20 protein-coding genes are annotated in these 19,907 nt (G+C 63.8%); 9 read left to right on the top strand and 11 right to left on the bottom strand.

Annotation, left to right across the window (positions count from 1 at the left end):
* Positions 1-505: 505 nt before the first annotated feature.
* Together IVB22_RS10020 and IVB22_RS10015 are read left to right on the top strand one after the other, a co-directional pair.
* Entirely contained in the window at positions 506-1,057 is a 552-nt protein-coding gene (locus IVB22_RS10020) for a hypothetical protein (RefSeq protein WP_247517171.1), read from the top strand.
* Between the two features lie 64 nt (positions 1,058-1,121).
* The gene (locus tag IVB22_RS10015; protein WP_247517170.1) at positions 1,122-2,690 is read left to right on the top strand and encodes an ABC transporter substrate-binding protein; all 1,569 of its coding nucleotides are present in this window, start codon (positions 1,122-1,124) and stop codon (positions 2,688-2,690) included.
* Positions 2,691-2,743: 53 nt separating this feature from the next.
* Here IVB22_RS10015 and IVB22_RS10010 read toward each other — a convergent pair whose 3' ends face one another.
* The 7 genes from IVB22_RS10010 to IVB22_RS09980 all read right to left on the bottom strand — a co-directional run bounded on the left by IVB22_RS10010 (position 2,744) and on the right by IVB22_RS09980 (position 7,852).
* Entirely contained in the window at positions 2,744-3,517 is a 774-nt protein-coding gene (locus IVB22_RS10010) for a thioesterase family protein (protein ID WP_247517169.1), read from the bottom strand.
* A gap of 125 nt (positions 3,518-3,642) precedes the next feature.
* Complete coding sequence (locus IVB22_RS10005) at positions 3,643-4,380, bottom strand: SDR family NAD(P)-dependent oxidoreductase (RefSeq protein ID WP_247517168.1); 738 nt, start codon at positions 4,378-4,380, stop codon at positions 3,643-3,645.
* 45 nt (positions 4,381-4,425) lie between these two features.
* Positions 4,426-5,394, bottom strand: coding sequence for a nitronate monooxygenase family protein (locus tag IVB22_RS10000; RefSeq protein ID WP_247517167.1), 969 nt, complete (start codon positions 5,392-5,394; stop codon positions 4,426-4,428).
* Between the two features lie 173 nt (positions 5,395-5,567).
* Entirely contained in the window at positions 5,568-6,149 is a 582-nt protein-coding gene (locus IVB22_RS09995; RefSeq protein WP_247517166.1) for a hypothetical protein, read from the bottom strand.
* A gap of 44 nt (positions 6,150-6,193) precedes the next feature.
* Positions 6,194-6,775 (bottom strand): YqaA family protein, encoded by a 582-nt coding sequence (locus tag IVB22_RS09990; RefSeq protein ID WP_247517844.1) that lies wholly within the window; start codon positions 6,773-6,775, stop codon positions 6,194-6,196.
* 63 nt (positions 6,776-6,838) lie between these two features.
* On the bottom strand, positions 6,839-7,318 hold the full coding sequence (hisE, locus tag IVB22_RS09985) for a phosphoribosyl-ATP diphosphatase (protein ID WP_247517165.1): 480 nt from the start codon (positions 7,316-7,318) through the stop codon (positions 6,839-6,841).
* Positions 7,319-7,441: 123 nt separating this feature from the next.
* The gene (locus IVB22_RS09980; RefSeq protein WP_247517164.1) at positions 7,442-7,852 is read right to left on the bottom strand and encodes a hypothetical protein; all 411 of its coding nucleotides are present in this window, start codon (positions 7,850-7,852) and stop codon (positions 7,442-7,444) included.
* Positions 7,853-8,093: 241 nt separating this feature from the next.
* Here IVB22_RS09980 and IVB22_RS09975 point away from each other — a divergent pair, with 241 nt between their 5' ends.
* The 6 genes from IVB22_RS09975 to IVB22_RS09950 all read left to right on the top strand — a co-directional run bounded on the left by IVB22_RS09975 (position 8,094) and on the right by IVB22_RS09950 (position 15,863).
* Complete coding sequence (locus IVB22_RS09975) at positions 8,094-9,182, top strand: ABC transporter substrate-binding protein (RefSeq protein ID WP_247517163.1); 1,089 nt, start codon at positions 8,094-8,096, stop codon at positions 9,180-9,182.
* A 252-nt stretch (positions 9,183-9,434) separates the two neighbouring features.
* Positions 9,435-11,213 (top strand): glucan ABC transporter ATP-binding protein/ permease, encoded by a 1,779-nt coding sequence (locus IVB22_RS09970; RefSeq protein WP_247517162.1) that lies wholly within the window; start codon positions 9,435-9,437, stop codon positions 11,211-11,213.
* Positions 11,214-11,424: 211 nt separating this feature from the next.
* Complete coding sequence (locus tag IVB22_RS09965; RefSeq protein ID WP_247517161.1) at positions 11,425-12,837, top strand: D-alanyl-D-alanine carboxypeptidase family protein; 1,413 nt, start codon at positions 11,425-11,427, stop codon at positions 12,835-12,837.
* 175 nt (positions 12,838-13,012) lie between these two features.
* Complete coding sequence (locus IVB22_RS09960) at positions 13,013-14,695, top strand: long-chain fatty acid--CoA ligase (protein ID WP_247517160.1); 1,683 nt, start codon at positions 13,013-13,015, stop codon at positions 14,693-14,695.
* Positions 14,696-14,716: 21 nt separating this feature from the next.
* Complete coding sequence (locus IVB22_RS09955; RefSeq protein ID WP_247517159.1) at positions 14,717-15,268, top strand: DUF924 family protein; 552 nt, start codon at positions 14,717-14,719, stop codon at positions 15,266-15,268.
* A 109-nt stretch (positions 15,269-15,377) separates the two neighbouring features.
* Positions 15,378-15,863: a peroxiredoxin gene (locus tag IVB22_RS09950; RefSeq protein ID WP_247517158.1), complete on the top strand. Its 486-nt coding sequence runs from the start codon at positions 15,378-15,380 to the stop codon at positions 15,861-15,863.
* 180 nt (positions 15,864-16,043) lie between these two features.
* Here IVB22_RS09950 and rnhA read toward each other — a convergent pair whose 3' ends face one another.
* Genes rnhA through ispH form a run of 3 tightly spaced genes read right to left on the bottom strand, consistent with a single transcriptional unit; the run spans position 16,044 to position 18,456 of the window.
* On the bottom strand, positions 16,044-16,508 hold the full coding sequence (rnhA, locus tag IVB22_RS09945; protein WP_247517157.1) for a ribonuclease HI: 465 nt from the start codon (positions 16,506-16,508) through the stop codon (positions 16,044-16,046).
* Positions 16,505-17,485, bottom strand: a complete 981-nt coding sequence (locus IVB22_RS09940; protein WP_247517156.1) for a homoserine kinase — start codon at positions 17,483-17,485, stop codon at positions 16,505-16,507. The genes rnhA and IVB22_RS09940 overlap by 4 nt, the downstream gene beginning before the upstream one ends.
* 8 nt (positions 17,486-17,493) lie before the next feature.
* The gene (gene ispH / locus IVB22_RS09935) at positions 17,494-18,456 is read right to left on the bottom strand and encodes a 4-hydroxy-3-methylbut-2-enyl diphosphate reductase (protein ID WP_247517155.1); all 963 of its coding nucleotides are present in this window, start codon (positions 18,454-18,456) and stop codon (positions 17,494-17,496) included.
* 219 nt (positions 18,457-18,675) lie between these two features.
* Here ispH and IVB22_RS09930 point away from each other — a divergent pair, with 219 nt between their 5' ends.
* Positions 18,676-19,374, top strand: coding sequence for a DUF1013 domain-containing protein (locus tag IVB22_RS09930; protein WP_247517154.1), 699 nt, complete (start codon positions 18,676-18,678; stop codon positions 19,372-19,374).
* Positions 19,375-19,450: 76 nt separating this feature from the next.
* Here the strand turns inward: IVB22_RS09930 and IVB22_RS09925 are convergent, their stop codons facing one another.
* Positions 19,451-19,711, bottom strand: a complete 261-nt coding sequence (locus IVB22_RS09925) for a SemiSWEET transporter (RefSeq protein WP_247517153.1) — start codon at positions 19,709-19,711, stop codon at positions 19,451-19,453.
* Between the last annotated feature and the right edge of the window lie 196 nt (positions 19,712-19,907).

Here is a 19,907-nt window from a genome sequence, read left to right as displayed (position 1 = left end):
CGTAAGATGCGGCGAATCCGGCGCATTTGTGGCCGATTCTTGCTGCTGATCGCGGCTGATGCGCGCCAAAGCCTTTGCAAACAAGGGTCTCTCGAGTTGTAGTTAACAGAAGCTCAACTTACTTTTGTCACGTTTCCGACCTAAATTAGTCCTCGCGCGGTTCCAACAAACTTATGTGTGGCTGGCGGACTCCCTGGGTCTGGCAGCTCGTTCCGTCGGGCAGACGGACATTTGCCGACAGGGGACTAAGGCAGTGGAAGCCGTGGGGATGGTGTGGTCGCGAGATATGATCTCGCAGACAGGTGGCGTCGGACGGAGGGACGACGATCCACAATTTGATTCAAATCCTCCGACCAAACTTAGCGCTGGGTGGAGAGCGGATGTGGATTCCTCCGCGCACCTCCTCCATGAGCTGGAACTCCTGTCCAATACGTCCGCAGCCGTTTCGTCGTCGCCAACCAATTCGCCAAGTGCTAATCCGCCGAGCGCCATAGGGAGTAAGCGCATGAGTAGTGTGAGTGAGCAGGAGCATCTCAATCCCCGCGATCCCCTGTACTACGCGCCGCGCTCGTTACGTGAGCGGTCCGCGATGCGCGGTGCAAGCCCCGAAACGCCGTTTTCTCCTGTGTCCTTCGACTCCCAGCTCGAGAGCGCAGTATCCGATGCGCTGCGCCATCCCCTCGATCCCGAGCTGATGCACGAACCCGGCCTGGAGTCGAAGAAGGCATTGTGGACCGTCGCGGCACGCTTCGCCGCCGCCATCGGCGTCGCGGCTCTCGTGGCGCTGTTCTTCGTCGTCGCCGTGCCCGGCTCGCGGCAGGGCGATGGTGAGGCGTCGACGTCGACGTTCTCCAACGTCGCGCAGTCGATCAAGAGCGCGCTGTTCCAGTCCACCGAGGCTTCGCCAAAGCCTGCGATCAACGAGTTCCAGGCCCTTCTCGCCTCCACCCCGCCGAGCGCTCCGGCGGCGTCCGAGCAGGACAGCCAATTGCTCAAGCAGTTCATGCAGTGGCGCGAGAAGCCGGATCCGGCCACACCACAACGCACCAACCCATAATCCAGACGGAGGGCTGACCATGCCCGAGAACCGACTTTCAGCGATCTTGTTCTCAAGGTCTGCCATGACCTCGCTCCGCGTCACCTTGTTGGCCGGAGCCATGCTCTTCGGCATCGCAGGCAGCGCGCAAGCCGCCGGCGACATTACGATCGTGCGCGACCTTGCCGGCCGCGTCGGCCCTGTGATCGGCTCGGCACAGGCCTGCCGCGACATTGCGCGTCCCCGCATCCAGACCATTGTCGACAAATTTTCACAGGTGATCCGGGAGGCCTCGTCGAACGAGGCGGAGCGTTCTGACCTTACCCAGACGTTCGATCGCACCGTCTCCGAAGGACGCGCCGCCGTCACCTCGGGCAAGATCGATTGCATCCGGGCCGACCGACAGCTTGCCGATCTCGAACGCTCGATCTCCGGACCGAGCCTCTCCAGCGTGATCGGCCCGTCGCCTGCCGCCGCGGCGACCGCCGCGAATGCCGCGACCGCGCCGACGGCCAACGTGCCGGCCGGACCGCTGCCGCGCGGCGTCGGCGAAAAGGAAATCCGCTTCGGCATCGCCGCCCCCTTCTCCGGCTCGGCCCGCGAGCTGGGACGCCAGATGAAACTCGGCATCGAAACCGCCTTCAACCGGATCAACGATAGCGGCGGCGTGGATGGGCGGATGCTGAAATTGTTCGCCGCCGACGACGGCTACGAGCCTTCGCGCACCGGCGAGGCCATGAAGCAGCTCTATGAAAAGGACCAGGTGTTCGGCATCGTCGGCAATGTCGGCACGCCGACCGCGGCGGTGGCGATCCCTTACGCGCTCGAACGCCGGATGCTGTTCTTCGGGGCCTTCACCGGTTCCAACATCCTGCGCAACGATCCGCCGGATCGCTACGTCTTCAATTATCGCGCCAGCTATGTTCAGGAAACCGACGCGGTCGTTCGTTACCTCGTCAAGATACGCCGACTGCAGCCGCGCCAGATCGCGGTCTTTGCGCAGCAGGATTCGTACGGCGATTCCGGATTTGCAGGAGTCGCGAAGGCGTTCCGCTCCATGGGCGCCAACGACGGCGCCATCCTTCGGCTCAACTATGCGCGAAACACCGTGGACGTCGACGACGCCATCAATCAGTTGAAGCTCGCGAAGCCGCCGATCAAGGCGGTGGTCATGGTCGCGACCTACCGGGCCGCGGCAAGGTTCATCGAGAAGACGCGCGAAGCCTATCCCGGCTTGATCTACTCCAACGTTTCGTTCGTCGGCTCCACCGCGCTTGCCGAAGAACTGAAGCTGTTGGGACCGCGCTACACCAACGGCGTGATCGTGACGCAGGTGGTGCCGGCGGTGTCGGGCTATTCATCCGCCGTGCTCGAATACAAGAACGCGCTCGCCAAGTATTTCCCAGGCGAAGCGGCCGACTACGTTTCGTTCGAAGGCTATGTCGCCGCCAATGTCCTGATCGCGGGCATCAAGCGGACCGGCCCGCAGATCGATACGGAGAAGCTGATCGACACGTTGGAGACGATGCGCAATCTCGACCTCGGTCTCGGGACCCAGCTGAGCTTCGGCCGCTCCGAGCACCAGGCCTCGAACAAGGTGTGGGGCACGGCGCTCGATGAGAGCGGACGCTACCAGCCGCTCGAACTCGAATGACCAGCAAGCCGCGATCCCTGTGATCGCGGCTTCACCACGCCGTCTGTCTGCGCTCAGCGCTTCTCGATCACCAGACTCTGGATGGCGCGGCCGAAATAGCCGCGCTCATCGGCGAGCCGCGCCATGGCCAGCCCCGCGCCATCGGGACCGATCCAGGATTCGGCATCGAGCAGGATCCAGTCGCCGACCGGCTCGCGCGAAAAATTCACGGTCAGGTCGGCGTTGAGAAAGGTCCATTCGCGAAAGTCCAGCACGGCCGCGGTACCATTGCAGAAATCCGCCGCCGCCATCGCCCGCATCGCCTGCGATACCGGCGCGCCTTCCACGATCGACCGGTCGACGCGGTACCAGATCGCGCCGGGACCGGGCGAGCCGAACCGGCCGCGGGCGGCGCGCAGCGACATGCCGGTCACGAATGGACTGGAGGAAAAATCCGCGGGCTCGACCCGCGACTGATCCGGCCCCGGAAGCTCTATCGGCAGGATCGCCGCCTCGGGCGGCAGTTCGTGGGCCTGCACCTTGATCTTCAGCACGGTCGCGCCGACCACGACCACGCCGCCGGCCAATAATCTGATCGCGCAGAGCTGGATCTTGCGCCCCTCGCGCAACACCTCGCTCTCGATGGTCAGCGGCGCCACCGGCACGGGACGCATCAGGTCGACCGTCACGCGCGCAACGCGCATCGCGACCGGCGTCGCAATCCGCTCCGCCGCCCACACCACCAGCGCCGCCGGCGGCGAGCCGTGTTGCATGCTCGGGTCCCATGGCCCCGCAGCAAAGGGGCTAGTGACGACGTCGTTGCCGTCAACGCGAAAGATGGCTTCCATTAGTGTGGGGTCCTGTCGATCAAAGGGAACCGCTTCTTGCCTGCTCCGGCACAACGAGTCGAGGCCGCGGCGGGCAGATCGCGCCCCGCGCATTTCGCAAGAGACGGAGAGCAGGACGACATGCGTCAAATGAACGCCATGCCGCCATTGAGGACGATGGTCTGTCCGGTCATGTAGTCGTTGCCGAGCACCATCGCGACGGCTTGCGCCACTTCCTCGGCCTGGCCCATGCGGCCGAGCGGGATGTTGCGGGCGAGATCGGTCCGGCCGCCCATCATGTCGGTTGCGATCAACGACGGCGCCACCGCGTTGACGGTGATGCCTTCCTTGACGAGACGCGCCGCGTACCCGCGCGTCAATCCTTCCATGCCGGCCTTGGAGGCGTTGTAATGCACGCCGATGGCGCCGGCGCCGCGTGCAGCACCCGACGAGATGTTGACGATCCGGCCCCATTGGCGCGCCCGCATCATGGGCAGAACGGCCTGCGTGCACAGGAACGCCGATTTCAGGTTGACCGCGATGGTGCGGTCGAAATCGTCCTCGGTCAAATCATCGACGCCGCGCACGATCGCGACGCCGGCATTGTTGACGAGGATATCGATCGGGCCGAGCGCGGATGCGACCTGTTCGACCATCGCAGCCACGGCCGCCGCCTGCGAGACATCGGCCGCGACCGCGGTCGCGCGACCGCCGCCGGCCTTGACCCTGGCGACGACAGCCTCCGCGGCTTCCGCGCGCTCGCGGTAATTCACCGCAACCGCGGCGCCGGCTTCCGCAAGCGCCAGCGCAACCGCCGCACCGATGCCGCGGGACGCGCCCGTCACCAGCGCGACATGCGCGCTCAGATCCTGTCTGGCCGCCATCGATCCTCCATCGCCTTCACGACGGGGCGCGCCCCGCAAGACGCATCACAGCGCGGGGTCGACCGCCTCGTCATATTCCTTCTTGAACCGCGCGATCAGTTCAGCGGCCGGCATGACCTTGCCGATGCCGCCGATACCCTGACCAGAGCCCCAGATTTCCTTCCACGCCTTCGGCTTGTTGCGCTCGCCCGAGGCGTCGGTGCCGAAGCTCATTTTGGAGGGATCGGAGGTCGGCAGGTCGTCGGGATTGAGGCCGGCCTTGACGATCGACGGCTTGAGGTAATTGCCATGCACGCCGGTGAACAGGTTCGAATAGACGATGTCTTCCGCCGACGAGGACGTGATCATCTCCTTGTAGCCTTCGGCCGCGTTGGCTTCCTCGGTCGCGATGAAGGCCGAGCCGATATAGGCGAAGTCGGCGCCGAGAATGCGCGCCGCGCGGATCGCGCGGCCGTTGGCGATTGCGCCGGACAGCGCGATCGGTCCATCGAACCAGGCGCGCGTCTCCTCGACGAAGGCGAGCGGCGAGATCGTGCCGGCATGGCCGCCGGCGCCGGCCGCCACCAAGACCAGGCCGTCGGCGCCCTTCTCGACCGCCTTGTGCGCGAATTTCTGGTTGATCACGTCGTGGAAGACGATGCCGCCCCAGTCGTGCGCCGCCTTGTTGAGCTCCTCGCGCGCGCCGAGCGAGGTGATCAGCATCGGCACCTTGTACTTCTCGCAGACGGCCAGATCATGATCGAGCCGGTTGTTGGACTTGTGAACGATCTGGTTCACCGCGAACGGTGCCGACGGGCGCTCCGGATGGGCCTTGTCGTAAGCCGCGAGTTCTTCGGTGATCCGGGCGATCCACTCGTCGAGCAGCGAAGCCGGCCGCGCATTCAGCGCCGGAAACGATCCGACCACGCCGGCCTTGCACTGGGCGATCACGAGATCGGGCACGGAGATGATGAACAATGGCGACCCGATCACGGGTATCGACAGGCGGCCCTTGAACAGCGCGGGCATGGACATTCGAAGCGATCCTCAATCTGTTTGCGTAAAGCGCGGCACGGTTTCGGCGCGTGATCCCTTTGCAGGTCTGGCATCCGCCATTCCGGATCACGGCCCTAAAGATGCCGTACGTCATACCAACAAGGCAATCTTTCCAGTGTCAAGTATTGCGTTTTGGCGCTACCGCGAGATTGCTACTGACATAGCGCCCTCGTCACGTAATTTTCGTTCTTGCAGTCGCCCGGCTGGCGCTTGTAGCCCGGCAGGTACACTTTCGGCGAGCATTTCTCGGCCGCATCGGTGTCGAGGCTCTTGCCTTCCTTGTAGCCCTTGCTCTGGCACAGCCGGTCGGCGCCGGCCTTGCAGTCCGGTGCGCCGTTGGCCGACACGAGACACGCCGCCCGCCCGCTCACCATGGTCGAGGGCTTTGCCATGTTCGACAGGCCTTCGCCGGCGTCCTTGGTCCGCGCGTTGAAATCGTCGATGGTCTCGCTCGGGCTCTTCAGCGACGGCAGCAGCGATTTGGATTTCTCGAACAGCTTGCCGATCTCGTTGATCAGACCCGGATTCTCGTCGCGCGGCGGCGGTTCGATCTGCTGCGGCTCGGGCTGAGCCGGCACCGGTTGCTGGGCCGGCGACTGCAGGCCGAGCGTAGATGGAGGCGCGGCCTGCGGCCAGGCGGCGCCGGAACCGATCACCAGCATCGACAAGCCAAGGCTGAAGGTCGCGAGCTGCGTCCCGAATAGATTGAAGAGATGTCCAGTTCGATCGGGCATATCAAGAAGCGTAGCCTCAAGGTCGAGCCCGGCAAAGAGCCCGGCTAGATCAGCTTGAACGCAACGACGAAACCGAGCACCAGCACGACGGCCCCGATGGCGACCCACAGGCCGAGCCGCTTTTCCAGCTCGCTCCGGATCTGGTCGCCATAGCGGTTGAGCAGGACGGCGACCACGAAGAAGCGCCCGCCGCGCGCGACGATGGAGCACAGGATGAACAGCCAGATATTGTAGCCCGCGAAGCCCGAGGTGATGGTCACGAGCTTGTAGGGGATCGGCGTCAGCCCCTTCAGCAGGATGATCACCGCGCCCCATTCAGCATAAGAGGCTCGGAAGGTCTCGACCTTGTCACTGAGACCGTAAAGGGTGATCAGCCAGTGCCCGATCGAATCGTAGAGCAGCGCGCCGATCGCGTATCCGACCACGCCGCCGGCGACGGAAGAGATCGTGCAGACGGTCGCGAACCACCATGCCTTCTTCGGCCGCGCCAACGACATCGGCAGCAGCATGATGTCGGGCGGAATCGGGAAGAACGAGCTTTCCGCGAAGGATACGGCCGCCATGATCCAGAGCGCGTAGGGCTTGTCAGCGGCGTCGATGCACCAGTCGTAGGTCCGTTTCAGCATGGCCGCATGAACCATCATGCGGCGGATTTGTCCATGCCGGAAAAGGACGGAATTGGAGAGGAATTAGTGCCGTTTATGCGAGGAGCGGCCTTCCAGCGCGACAATTCGCCGCCGAACCGCGGGGGACGCCGTCGCCTTGGACAACTCCTTGGGCAAAGTCTTCGGCAAAGTCTTGGGCAACGCCTTGGCAGGTAGCGCCTTGCTCGCCAGAACTTTGGGCATTTTGACCGCCGACTTCGGCAGCTTCTCGGCGATGCCGAGCATTTCCTCGCGCCGCTCCATTTCGCGCCAGACGTCCTCCGGCTTCACGCCGGCCGAAGCCCACAGGACGGTCAGGTTGTAGAGCAGATCGGCACTCTCGCGGACCACCGCCTCGGTGTTGCCGTTGACGGCGTCGATGACGACTTCGATGGCTTCCTCGGCGAGCTTCTTGGCCATCTTGGAGGGGCCGCGCTGAAACAGCCGGGCCGTTCTCGACGTGGCCGGATCGAGATCCCTGGCCGCGATGACAGCCTGATAAAGCCGTTCGAGCGAATCACTCATTCTCTGAACCTAATGCAAAGCCGTGGCGAGCGTGTTAACGGCCGGCCCTGCAACCGTAAAAAATCCACCGGCCGGAGCGGCCGGTGGATTCATCTTTAACGGTTGCGATTTTAGCGGTCGCGTTTACCAGCCGCCGTAGTAGTGCCTACGGCCGTAGTAAGGGCCTGGCGAGTAATAGGTCGGGCCGCCGTAATAGGCCGGGCCGCCGCCATAGTAGCCGTAGCCGCGGTCATAGTAGTAGTCGCGGCGGTTCTGCGTGGCCGCGATCGCGAGCCCAGTGCCGACGATGCCGGCAAAGGCCGCCGCTGCCGCGGCACCACCGCCGCCGCCGCGATAATGCCGGCGGCGCGCGCTGATATCGGTCGCGTCGCTGGTCCCGGTCGACGCCGAGACGCCGTTGCCTGAGGCTTTGCCTGACGTCGCGGAGCCGGCGAAGGCCATCGACGGCTCGACTGCCGTCAGCGCTACCGCCACAACCGTCGCCACCGCGCCGGCGCGGCCGATCGATGAAAACAAACCCTTTCGCGCAAACATTTCGACATCCTCCGTGGAAGCTGGCCCGACAGGCCTCAGATAGCTAACCACAGGGCGGATACTAGGTTCCCCAATCCGAACGGCAGCTGAACGATCCCTGGCAAAATCATGGCAGTCATCGACCGTTCAGGTTAGATGCTGCAGAATGGCTCGCCCAAGGGCGATTCATGCCGTTGGCGATGTCACGAAACAGTCATCGCCGGCGCGGCAACTTGTCCCACCTCATGCTGATGTAATCTCGATGCGTGCTATCAGGACCAACGCCATCCGCTCTCGCCTGAGCGTTCTCTTCAGCATTCTCTTGGCTTCCCTTGCCGGGCTGTGTGCGATTGCGGGCTTGGTGGCGAGCAATGTCCTGGCCGCGGACGAGCCGCGGCCTCCGCTCGCGATCCAGTTTTCGCTCGATCGTCCGATCGATGCCGCGGCGGCCCCGTTCGTGATGGCCTCAGCCGGCGGTCTGTTCGGCGCGGAAGCGCTTGCGGTCACCACCAACATCGCCAGCGGATCGTCGGATGCGATTGCGCGCGTCGCGGCGGGCACCAGCGATTTTGCGGTGGTCGACATCAACGCGTTGATGCGGTTTCGCGACAAGGACAAGCAGGGCGGCCCCAGGATCAAGGCGGTGTTCGTCCTGTTCAACAAGGCGCCCTATTCGATCATCGCCCGCAGGAGCCGCGGCGTCCGCGCGCTGACCGATATCGAGGGCAAGACCCTCGGCGTCGCCGAAGGCGACCTGTCGGTCCGGCTGTGGCCGGCGGTGGCGCACCAGAACGGCATCAAGATCAAGAGCGTGAAACAGAGCAGCATCAGCGCCGCGGTGCGCGAGCCGATGCTGTCGGCCGGCCAGATCGATGCCGTGACCGGATTCTCCTATCTGTCGGCGATCAATTTGAGGGACCGCGGCGTGCCGGCCGACGATCTGGCGCTGCTGAAGTTCGCCGACTATGGCTGCGAGGCCTATGGTTTCGCCGTCATCGTCAATCCGGCGCTGGCGGCCGCCAAGCCCGAGGCGGTGAAGGGATTCGTGCGGGCCGTGATCGGAGGCCTCAATCTGACGATCAAGGACCCTGCAGGTGCCGCGACCGAAGTCGCCAATCGCATGGACGGCGGCTCAAAGGACCTCGAACTCGAACGACTGCAAAGCATCCTGCGCGACAACATCCTGACCAGCGAAGTGAAACGCAACGGCATCGGCGCGATCGATCCGGTGCGATTCGAGCGCTCGATCGACCAGGTCGGGGAAGATTTCAAGTTTCAGAAGCGGCCGCAGGCCTCCGACATCTTCGACGACCAGTTCCTGCCACCGCTCAACAGCCGCATGATCAATTGAGGCAGGCCCCTCATGATGAGGAGCCGCGATAGCCGTAGCCCGGGTGAAGCGAAGCGAAACCCGGGACCGCCGCCGAATTTCGCAAGGATCCCGGATTACGCTTCGCTCCATCCGGGCTACGAACTCCTCTCAGGATGAGGTCTGTGGGTGTCTCCGCGGCACCGGAACCAAATTCATCCCGCTCTGGTTCTCCACCGCGATCCCTGATTAGAATGCACCTCCGCTGATCGCTTCCTTTGAGTCCTTATCCGAATGTCCATGCTGCGCCTTTACACCCGTGTCCTCGAGCTGCTCGGCAAGGAGGCGCGACTGGGCTGGATTCTCGCGGTCGCCAATCTGCTGCTGGCCGCCGCGCAATTCGCCGAGCCGGTGCTGTTCGGCAAGATCATCGACGTGCTCTCCGGCAAGCCGCAGACCGGCCCGCTGGCGACGAACTCGGCCTGGCCGCTGCTGGCGGCCTGGGTCGGGTTCGGCCTGTTCACCATCGCCTGCAGCGCGCTGGTCGCGCTCCATGCCGACAAGCTGGCACACCGCCAGCGTCAGGCGGTGCTGACCGACTATTTCGAGCACATCATGCAACTGCCGCTGACCTTCCACACCGGCACCCATTCCGGCCGGCTGATGAAGGTGATGCTCAACGGCACTGATTCGCTGTGGCGGCTCTGGCTCGGATTCTTCCGCGAGCACTTTGCGGCGATCCTGTCGCTGGTCGTGCTGCTGCCGCTCGCGTTCTACATCAACTGGCGGCTGGCAATCCTCTTGTTCGCGCTGTGCGTGATATTTACCGTGCTGACCACGCTGGTGGTGCGCAAGACCTATGGCATGCAGAGCGAGGTCGAGGCGCATTACAGCGATCTCTCCGCCCGCGCCTCCGACGCGCTCGGCAACGTCGCGCTGGTGCAGAGTTTTGTGCGGATCGATGCCGAAGTTCAGGGCCTGCGCTTCGTCGCCGACAAGCTGCTCGCCGTGCAGATGCCGGTACTGGGCTGGTGGGCGCTGGTCACCGTCATCACCCGCGCTTCTACCACCATCACCGTGCTTGCGATCTTCACCGTCGGCATCTACCTGCACGGACAGGGGCAGACCACGGTCGGCGAAATCGTGATGTTCGTGAGCTTCGCGACCATGCTGATCCAGAAGCTCGAACAGGTGGTGAGCTTCATCAACAGCGTGTTCATGGAGGCGCCGCGCCTGCAGGAATTCTTCGACGTGCTGGACGCGGTGCCCGCGGTGCGCGACCGGCCCAACGCCATGGACACCGGGCGGCTCTCCGGCCTCATCGAATTCAACGACGTCTCGTTCTCCTATGATGGCAAGCGGCCCGCGGTCGAGGACGTCTCGTTTACCGCTCTGCCCGGCCAGACCATCGCCCTGGTCGGCCCGACCGGCGCCGGCAAATCCACCGCGATCGCGCTTCTGCACCGCGCGTTCGACCCGCAATCCGGCATCATCAAGATCGACGGCATGGACATCCGCGGCCTGAAGCTGACCGCGCTGCGGCGGAATATCGGCGTGGTGTTTCAGGAAGCGTTGCTGTTCAACCGCTCGCTCGCCGACAATCTGCGCGTCGGCAAGCCTGACGCCACCGACGAGGAAATGCGCATCGCCGCAAGCCGCGCACAGGCGCTCGAATTCATCGAGCGCAGCGACAAGAAATTCGAGACTCATGCCGGCGAACGCGGCCGCATGCTGTCCGGCGGCGAACGGCAGCGTCTGTCGATCGCTCGCGCGCTGCTAAAAGACCCGCCGATCCTGATCCTCGACGAGGCGACCAGCGCGCTCGACGCGGTCACCGAGGCCAAGGTCAATGCCGCCCTCGACGAGGTGATGAAGGGCCGCACCACCTTCGTGATCGCGCACCGGCTTTCGACCATTCGCAACGCCACCCGCATCCTGATGTTCGACAACGGCCGCGTGATCGAAAGTGGAACTTTCGATGAACTGGTGGCCAAGGGCGGGCGCTTTGCGGAACTCGCGAAGGCCCAGTTCATGGTGCAGGAGTATGCACGCGCCGGAATCGAGGCCAAATAGGCCCTGCGTGAGCGCGATCACGGTTTAGACATTGCCGAATTTGCGACGATTTCGTCCACGATTTAATCGCCCGGCCTCTGTTCTGAATCGGCAAGCCGGTATAGGTTTGCGCCTGCCGCAACGCGACGGCGCCGGACACGCTTGAAACCCGAACGCTAGATCTCGAGGACCTCCTTTTCGAAGGCGGGTCTCAAAGGACCGGAACGGAAAAGTGCATTTTCTTCGCCCGCTGCTTCGCCGTCCGTCGGCGAACTGGATTCTTCTCGTGGCGGCGCTTGCCGTCGTGACGCCGCGCGCCGTGCACGCCGAAGCGCTGCTGGTTGTCGAAGCCGATACCGGCAAGGTCCTGCAGGCCGACAACGCCACCATGCCCTGGTATCCGGCCTCGGTGACCAAGATCATGACGGCCTACGTCACGCTGAAGGCCGTCAAGGAAGGCCGTCTCTCGCTCGACACGTTGTTGACGGTATCGCCGGTGGCCGCCGCAGAATCGCCGTCCAAGATGGGTTTCCCTCCGGGCACCCAGGTGACCGTCGACAACGCGCTCAAGATGATGATGGTGAAGTCGGCCAACGACATGGCCGTGGTGCTTGCCGAAGGCGTCGGCGGATCAGTCGACGGTTTCTCCGGCACGATGAACCAGACCGCGCTGAAGCTCGGCATGACGCAGACGAGCTACGTCAATCCGAACGGCCTGCCGGCGGACGGACAGGTCACTTCGGCGCGCGATCTCGCGATCCTGGCGCGCGCCGTCATTCGCGATCTGCCGGAATACGAATACTTCATGCACATTCCCTCGATCCGCTACGGCCGCAGGGTGACGCATAATTTCAACAAGCTGATCGGACGCTATCCCGGCGCCGACGGTTTCAAGACCGGCTTCATCTGCGCTTCCGGCTACAACCTGGTCGCCTCTGCGACACGGAACGGCAAACGGCTGATCGCCGTCGTGCTCGGCGCATCCTCGGGGCAGGCGCGCGCGGTTCGCGCGGCACAATTGCTGGAGCGCGGCTTCGGCGGCCACGGGCTGGGCTGGCTGAAGCCCGCGCTCGGCACCGTCGACAGTCTGGTTCCGATCGATGCGACGCCGCCGAACCTGCGCGAAGAGATGTGCAACGGCAAACGCAAGCGTCCAGCCACCGACGAGGACGCGGATGTCGTCGCCAGCAATGGCAATGCTTCAACCGGCGAAACCGCGGTGACCTTCTTCACGGCGGGGCTGCAGCCACCGGTCAAGCCTGCGGATCTACTGGCGGCCGCGGCCGCGCCGTCCGAGCCTGTTCCGGTCTATACCGGTCCGACCAAGACCGGCGCCGCGTTGATCGCGGCCGTTGCGGCGGAGGCCGAGAAGCAGGCGTCGGCAAGGCGCGGCAAGAAATCGAAGATTGCCGCGAAGAAGCCCGATGCCGGGGCGCCCAAGGCTGAAGCCGACGCGAAGCCAGGCGCCAAGGCTACGGCGGCCAGACATGCGAACGCCAAGCCGGAGGCTGCCGCCAAACCGGCCGCCTCGGCCGAAAAAAAGCCAGCCGCCAAGCCCGCCGCCGCCGGAGACAAGGGCACGCCGAAGCCGGCCAAGCCGAAGGCCGCCGCTAAACCCAAGGGCGAAACCAAGCCGGCTGGTTAACGGCCCGCGAAGCCGCGTAATTAGGCAGTTTTCCTGCCATTCGGCCGAACAATTCCAGATCGCCGAATGCGTCGATAACGCGCAGCCGCTTGCCATCGGCGACGGCATTCACAATACTGCCCAAAACAAGGCGCGCCCGGCCGAGAAACAGGGAAACAACCAGAGGGGAAATACCATGGAGCGGATCTGGCTCAAGCAATATCCGGCCGGCGTGCCCGCCGATATCGACGTCAACCAGTACTCGTCGCTGGTCGAGCTGTTGGAAGAAAGCTTCAAGAAGTTCGCCGATCGCAAGGCGTTCATCTGCATGGACAAGTCGATCAGCTACCGCGACCTCGACGAAATGTCGGCAGCACTTGGCGCCTATCTGCAGAGCAAGGGCCTGCAAAAGGGCGCCCGCGTCGCGCTGATGATGCCGAACGTGCTGCAATATCCGGTCTCGACCGCCGCCGTGCTGCGCGCCGGCTATGCTGTCGTGAACGTCAACCCGCTTTACACCCCGCGCGAGCTCGAGCATCAGCTCAAGGATTCCGGCGCCGAGGCGATCATCGTTCTTGAGAATTTCGCTACCACCGTGCAGCAGGTGATCGCGAGGACCGCGGTCAAGCACGTGATCGTCGGCAGCATGGGTGACCTCCTTGGCTTCAAGGGCGTGATCGTCAATTTGGTCGTGCGCAAGGTGAAGAAGATGGTGCCGGCCTGGTCGATCCCGGGCGCGGTCTCGTTCAACGACGCGCTCGCCGCCGGCCGCGGCAAGAAGCTCGACAAGCCGAAGCTCATGCTCGATGACGTCGCCTTCCTGCAGTACACCGGTGGCACCACCGGCGTCTCCAAGGGCGCCACGCTGCTCCACCGCAACATCCTCGCCAACGTGCTGCAGAACGACGCCTGGCTGCAGCCGGCGCTGAAGAAGCCGCCGCATGTCGACCAGCTCTTCATCGTCTGCGCGCTGCCGCTCTATCACATCTTTGCGCTGACGGCGTGCTTCCTGCTCGCGATGCGGGCCGGTGGCGTCAACCTGTTGATCCCGAACCCGCGCGACATGCCGGGCTTCATCAAGGAGCTCATGAAATACCAGGTCAACAGCTTCCCGGCGGTCAACACGCTCTACAACGGACTATTGAATTCGCCCGGCTTCGACAAGGTCGACTTCTCCAAGCTGAAGACCTCGTTCGGCGGCGGCATGGCGACGCAAAAACCTGTCGCCGAGAAGTGGCTGAAGGTTACCGGCTGCGCGCTGTCGGAAGGCTACGGCCTGTCCGAGACCTCGCCGACGCTGACCTGCAACCCGGCCGACATCGACCAGTTCTCCGGCTCGATCGGCATTCCCGTGCCCTCGACCGATCTCTCGATCCGCGACGACGACGGCAAGGAAGTGCCGCTCGGCGAAGCCGGCGAGATCTGCGCCAAGGGCCCGCAGGTGATGATTGGCTACTGGAACCGGCCGGAAGAGACCGCGAACGTGATGACCGCGGACGGCTTCTTCCGCACCGGCGACATCGGCGTGATGGACGAACGCGGCTACACCAAGATCGTCGACCGCAAGAAGGACATGATCCTGGTCTCGGGCTTCAACGTCTATCCGAACGAGATCGAGGAAGTGATCGCAAGCCATGCCGGCGTGCTCGAATGCGCCGTAATCGGCGTAGCCGACTCGAAATCGGGCGAGGCGGTGAAGGCGTTCATCGTCAAGAAGGACCCGAACCTGACGGCTGAGGACGTCATCAAGTACTGCGGCACCCAGCTCACCGCCTATAAGGTCCCCAAGCAGATCGAGTTCAGGACCGACCTGCCCAAGACCAATGTCGGCAAGATCCTGCGCCGCGAACTGCGCGACGAGAAGAAGGCCGCGGCGTAAGAGCGTACGGGCTTCCTGTCGATGGCTGAAGCTCCCGTCACGCCGGCCGGCATTTTGGCCTTCTGGCGTGACGCCGGCCCCGAGCGCTGGTACACGCGCGACGACGCGTTCGACGCGGAGGTGCGCCGGCGCTTTCTCGACCTGTGGCAGCGAGCGGCAGCCGGCGAATTGTCGTCCTGGGAAACGAGCGATGACGGCGCGATGGCGCTCGTCATCGTGCTCGACCAGTTTCCCCGCAACATGTTCCGCGGCGACATCAGAACCTATGCCAGCGACCGCCTCGCCCGCGAGGTGGCGCACCGCGCCATCGATCGCGGCGTGGACGCGCGGATCGATCCCGAGCTGCGTCAATTCCTTTATCTGCCCCTCATGCATTCGGAGCATCTGGCCGACCAGTTGCGCTGCATCGAACTGCAGCGCGCGGCCGGCCAAGCCGAAAGCCTGAAATGGGCCGAACACCACGCCGATATCATCCGGCGGTTTGGCCGCTTCCCTCATCGCAACCGCATTTTGGGCCGCATCACCACGCCCGAGGAGCAAGCCTTCCTGGACGAAGGGGGTTTTTCGCCGTGATGACGGAAGCGTGAACGGCCGCTACCGTTGCCGTTTCAACCCCCGCGAATATTGTGCCGGTCACCCGCCCGGTCTAAGACACAAGCCGATCATTGAGGGAGAATTGACGATGACGATCCAAGTTGGCGACAAGCTGCCGGAAGCCAAGTTTCGCGTGATGACGGCGGAAGGGCCGCAGGTCAAAACCACCGAGGACATTTTCAAGGGCAAGAAGGTGGCGCTGTTCGCGGTGCCCGGCGCCTATACCGGCACCTGCCACAAGATGCACCTGCCGAGCATCTTCCTCAACGCCTATGCCATCAAGGACAAGGGTGTGAACACCATCGCCATCGTCTCCGTCAACGACGCCTTCGTCATGAACGCCTGGAAGCGCGACACCGACCAGCGCGACGAAGCCGTGTTCCTCGCCGACGGCAATGCCGACTTCACCAAGGCAATCGGCATGGAGCTGGACGCCTCCGGCAACGGCCTCGGCATCCGCTCCAAGCGCTACTCGATGCTGATCGACGATGGCGTGGTGAAGAAGCTCAACCTCGAGCCCGCGCCCGGCAAGGTCGAAGTCTCCGGCGGCGATACGCTGCTGGGGCAGCTGTAAGCTGAACGAAGACGTTCCTCCTTCTTCTCCCCTTGTGGGAGAAGGTGGCGGACGCAGTCCGCCGGATGAGGGGTCTGTCTCCGCGCAAGCGGTGTTTGCGGATAGAACCCCTCACCCGTCTCGAATGAGCTGCGCTCATTCGATCCACCCTCTCCCACAAGGGGAGAGGGGAAGAGCCAGCTATTTCCCCACCGTCTGCTTCAACCTCGCCATCGCTACGCCCTCGCGCGCCAATTGATCGGCGCGCTCGTTTTCGGCGTGGCCGGCGTGGCCCTTGATCCAGTGCCAGCGCACCTGATGCGGCTTCAGCGCCGCATCGAGCCGCTGCCATAGTTCAACATTCTTGACCGGCTTCTTGTCGGCGGTGCGCCAGCCGTTCCGCTTCCAGCCGTGGATCCAGCCGGTGATGCCCTGGCGTACGTACTGGCTGTCGGTGCTGAGGTCGACCACGCACGGCTTCTTCAGCGCTTCCAACGCCGAGATCGCCGCCATCAGCTCCATGCGGTTGTTGGTGGTGTGGGCCTCGCCGCCCTTCAGTTCTTTCTCTTTGTCGCCGAATCTCAGGATCGCGCCCCAGCCGCCGGGGCCGGGATTGCCCGAGCAGGCGCCGTCGGTGAAGACCGTCACGTGAGGCAATTCGCTCAAGCGACGCATCCCGGCTGGGTCAGGCCGTAATCGCGCACGCTCGCGACGTTCTGGTGGAAGCGCAGCTTGCGAACATATTCCAGCGGATCCTTTGGCTTCACCAGCGCGCCCGGCGGCACGTTGAGGAAATCGACCAGCCGCGTCAGCAGGAAACGCAGCGCCGCGCCGCGTGCCAGCAGCGGCAGCGCCTCCTGCTCGGTATCAGACAATTGGCGCTCGCGGCCATAGGCATTGAGCAGTGCGCGGGCCTTGGTGACGTTGAAGGAATGATCCGGCTCGAAGCACCACGCGTTCAGGCAGATCGCGACGTCGTAGGCCAGCATGTCGTTGCAGGAAAACGGGAAGTCGATCAGCCCCGACAGCCTGTCGCTGAGGAAGAACACGTTGTCGGGAAACAGATCGGCATGGATGACGCCGGGCGGCAGATCTTTCGGCCAGCTCGCTTCGAGGTGATCGAGCTCGCGCGCGATAAAATCCTGCAAGCCGGGCGCAACGCTATCCGCACGCGGCGCGGCGAGATCGAACAATGGCCGCCAGCCCTCGACCGACAGCGGGTTCTTGCGGAACATTGGAAAATCCCGTCCCGCCAGATGCATTTTCGCGAGCGCTTCGCCGACGCCGGTGCAATGCGCGGCATTGGGCCGGCGCGGCCACACGCCTTCGAGGAAGTTGATGATCGCCGCGGGGCGCCCGGCCAGTTCGCTGTAGACCTCGCCCTTGCGACTCCGGGCCGGCTGTGGACAGCGTACGCCGCGCTCGGCCAGATGCGCCATCAGCGACAGGAAGTACGGCAAGTCGTCCACCGCCACGCGCTTTTCATAGAGCGTGAGGATGAAGGCGCCCTTGCTGGTATGCACCAGGAAGTTGGAATTCTCGACGCCCTCGGCGATGCCCTTGTAGGAGAGCAATTCGCCGATGTCGTAGCCTTTCATGAACTCCGCGAGGTCTTCGGCGGCGACGTCGGTGTAAACCGCCATGAAGAACCTCAGGCGGCGTCGGGTCGCAGCGAACGCGGCAGCGGGAAGAACTCGTTTTCTTCCGCGGCCGAGACCGTCTCCACATGCAATTCGAAGCGCTCGGCGAAGGCGCCCATGATTTCCTCGACGATCACTTCCGGCGCGGATGCGCCCGCCGTGATGCCGAGGCTCTTGATGCCCTCAAAGCGCGACCAGTCGAGATCCGAGGCACGCTGCGCCAGCACCGAGACCGGGCAGCCCTCGCGCTCGGCGACTTCGCGCAGCCGCTGCGAGTTCGACGAGTTCGGCGCGCCGACCACGATCAGCGCATCGACCACCGGCGCCACCTTCTTCACCGCGAGCTGGCGGTTGGTGGTGGCGTAGCAGATGTCTTCCTTGTGCGGCCCGTTGATGTTCGGGAAACGCTCCTTGAGCAGGGCGACGATCTCGGCGGTGTCGTCGATCGACAGCGTCGTCTGGGTCACGAAGGCGAGGTTGTCCGGATTCTTCGGCGTGAAAGTCTTGGCGTCTTCCGCGGTCTCGATCAGCGTCACCGCGCCGGCCGGCAACTGACCAAGCGTGCCGACCACCTCGGGGTGGTGGGAATGCCCGATCAGGAGGATTTCGCGGCCGCGCTTGAAGTGGATCGCCGCCTCGCGGTGCACTTTCGTCACCAGCGGACAGGTCGCGTCCAGCGAAAAGAAATTGCGGGCGCGGGCGTCGGCCGGAACCGATTTGGGAACCCCATGGGCCGAGAACACCACCGGGGCGTTGGTATTATCAGGGATTTCGGCGAGTTCCTCGACGAAGATCGCGCCCTTGGTCTTCAGGCTGTCGACCACGTAGCGATTGTGCACGATCTCGTGACGGACATAGACGGGGGCGCCATAGATGGCGAGCGCCCGTTCGACGGTATCGATGGCCCGCACCACCCCGGCGCAGAAGCCACGGGGAGAACAAAGCACGATTCTGAGGTCTGGTTTCGCTGGCATCAGGGCTATCTCGGGGACCGAATCACCCCTAGCCGGCGGGCTGGGAACGGCCAATTCGCATAAGGACTTGGGACTGCTTTCGGGCTCTGTCAAGGCACTTTAGCAGACCATTGCGCCAATACCCCGGGAAGGCGTATATAGCGCCGTAATTCCCGTCATCACCGATGACCATAGGCTTCGCCTCCAAAAGAGGTGGGCGAGGCACAAAGGAGATTTGCCATGAGCAATGCACCGCTGATGCCAAAAGCGACTGCCGTGTGGCTGGTTGACAATACTGCACTGACCTTCGACCAGGTGGCCGATTTCACCAAAATGCACCCCCTTGAGGTCCGCGCCATCGCCGACGGCGACGCCGCCCAGGGCATCAAGGGCATGGACCCGATTTCGACGGGACAATTGACCCGGGACGAGATCGAAAGGGGCGAAAAAGACCCGAATTACCGCCTCAGGCTCGGCGAGAGCAAGGTTGTCCTGCCGCCGGCCGCCAAGAAGAAGGGCCCGCGCTACACCCCGGTGTCGCGCCGCCACGAGCGGCCGAGCGCGATCCTGTGGCTGGTCCGCAACCACCCCGAGTTGAAGGACGCGCAGATCATGCGCCTGGTCGGCACCACCAAGACCACCATCGCGAGCGTCCGCGACCGCACCCATTGGAACGCTTCTACCCTGACCCCGATGGACCCGGTGACGCTCGGCCTCTGCTCGCAGATCGAGCTCGATTTCGAGGTGCAGCGCGCGGCCAAGGAAAAGCCGGTGCCTGCAGCCTACGGCGGCGCGACGCTGCTGCCGGCCTCCGAGACCACGAAGAAGGAGCCGGAATTCGAGCCGAGCGAGAAGACGGAAGACGACCTCAACGTCGACGCCGTGTTCGCCAAGCTGAAGACGATCGGCGGGAAAAAGCAGGACGAGGACGAGGAGTAAAGGCTTCTCATATTCGGGTTGCTGAATTTCGAACGCGGCAGGGCAACCTGCCGCGTTTTTGTTTGCCGGCTGCGCTTCAACCGTACTTCAGCTTCATCCAGAGAATCCCACCGGCCAGGACGATCGTAACCGCATTCGCAACGATCAGCGGCGCATCTCCGGAAAGCAGGCCGTACAACAGCCAAAGCAGGATGCCGAGCACCATGACGAGGAACATTCCAAGCGAAATGTCTTCGGTGGAGCGGGTTCTCCAGACTTTCACGAACTGCGGTGCATAAGCGAGGGTCGTGCACGCGGCGGCCGCAAACCCCAGCAGCTTGATAGCAAGTTGTTCCATGCCGCTCGTATAGCATCGATTCGAAGATGGATTTGCGAAGGACAATCGGGTGAGCCGAGACAGCTCACGCCTTCTTCAAGAACTCCGTTCGCAGCACCAGGCCTTTGACCTTGTCGGTGCGGCCTTCTTTCTTCGGCGGTATGACCGTTGAGAAAAGATAGCCGGGAAACCGGACGCAGGTCTCACGATCGGCGGC

The organism is Bradyrhizobium sp. 190, from assembly GCF_023073415.1.
Lineage (GTDB): Bacteria > Pseudomonadota > Alphaproteobacteria > Rhizobiales > Xanthobacteraceae > Bradyrhizobium.
Note: the sequence above shows the minus strand (reverse complement) of the source record. Positions and strands in the feature narration are given on the sequence as shown.

Coding starts and splice junctions, on each gene's coding strand:
- IVB22_RS10020 (WP_247517171.1), top strand. CDS start 506: ATGAGTAGTGTGAGTGAGCAGGAGCATCTCAATCCCCGCGATCCCCTG.
- IVB22_RS10015 (WP_247517170.1), top strand. CDS start 1,122: ATGACCTCGCTCCGCGTCACCTTGTTGGCCGGAGCCATGCTCTTCGGC.
- IVB22_RS10010 (WP_247517169.1), bottom strand. CDS start 3,517: ATGGAAGCCATCTTTCGCGTTGACGGCAACGACGTCGTCACTAGCCCC.
- IVB22_RS10005 (WP_247517168.1), bottom strand. CDS start 4,380: ATGGCGGCCAGACAGGATCTGAGCGCGCATGTCGCGCTGGTGACGGGC.
- IVB22_RS10000 (WP_247517167.1), bottom strand. CDS start 5,394: ATGTCCATGCCCGCGCTGTTCAAGGGCCGCCTGTCGATACCCGTGATC.
- IVB22_RS09995 (WP_247517166.1), bottom strand. CDS start 6,149: ATGCCCGATCGAACTGGACATCTCTTCAATCTATTCGGGACGCAGCTC.
- IVB22_RS09990 (WP_247517844.1), bottom strand. CDS start 6,775: ATGCTGAAACGGACCTACGACTGGTGCATCGACGCCGCTGACAAGCCC.
- hisE (WP_247517165.1), bottom strand. CDS start 7,318: ATGAGTGATTCGCTCGAACGGCTTTATCAGGCTGTCATCGCGGCCAGG.
- IVB22_RS09980 (WP_247517164.1), bottom strand. CDS start 7,852: ATGTTTGCGCGAAAGGGTTTGTTTTCATCGATCGGCCGCGCCGGCGCG.
- IVB22_RS09975 (WP_247517163.1), top strand. CDS start 8,094: ATGCGTGCTATCAGGACCAACGCCATCCGCTCTCGCCTGAGCGTTCTC.
- IVB22_RS09970 (WP_247517162.1), top strand. CDS start 9,435: ATGTCCATGCTGCGCCTTTACACCCGTGTCCTCGAGCTGCTCGGCAAG.
- IVB22_RS09960 (WP_247517160.1), top strand. CDS start 13,013: ATGGAGCGGATCTGGCTCAAGCAATATCCGGCCGGCGTGCCCGCCGAT.
- IVB22_RS09955 (WP_247517159.1), top strand. CDS start 14,717: ATGGCTGAAGCTCCCGTCACGCCGGCCGGCATTTTGGCCTTCTGGCGT.
- IVB22_RS09950 (WP_247517158.1), top strand. CDS start 15,378: ATGACGATCCAAGTTGGCGACAAGCTGCCGGAAGCCAAGTTTCGCGTG.
- IVB22_RS09940 (WP_247517156.1), bottom strand. CDS start 17,485: ATGGCGGTTTACACCGACGTCGCCGCCGAAGACCTCGCGGAGTTCATG.
- ispH (WP_247517155.1), bottom strand. CDS start 18,456: ATGCCAGCGAAACCAGACCTCAGAATCGTGCTTTGTTCTCCCCGTGGC.
- IVB22_RS09930 (WP_247517154.1), top strand. CDS start 18,676: ATGAGCAATGCACCGCTGATGCCAAAAGCGACTGCCGTGTGGCTGGTT.
- IVB22_RS09925 (WP_247517153.1), bottom strand. CDS start 19,711: ATGGAACAACTTGCTATCAAGCTGCTGGGGTTTGCGGCCGCCGCGTGC.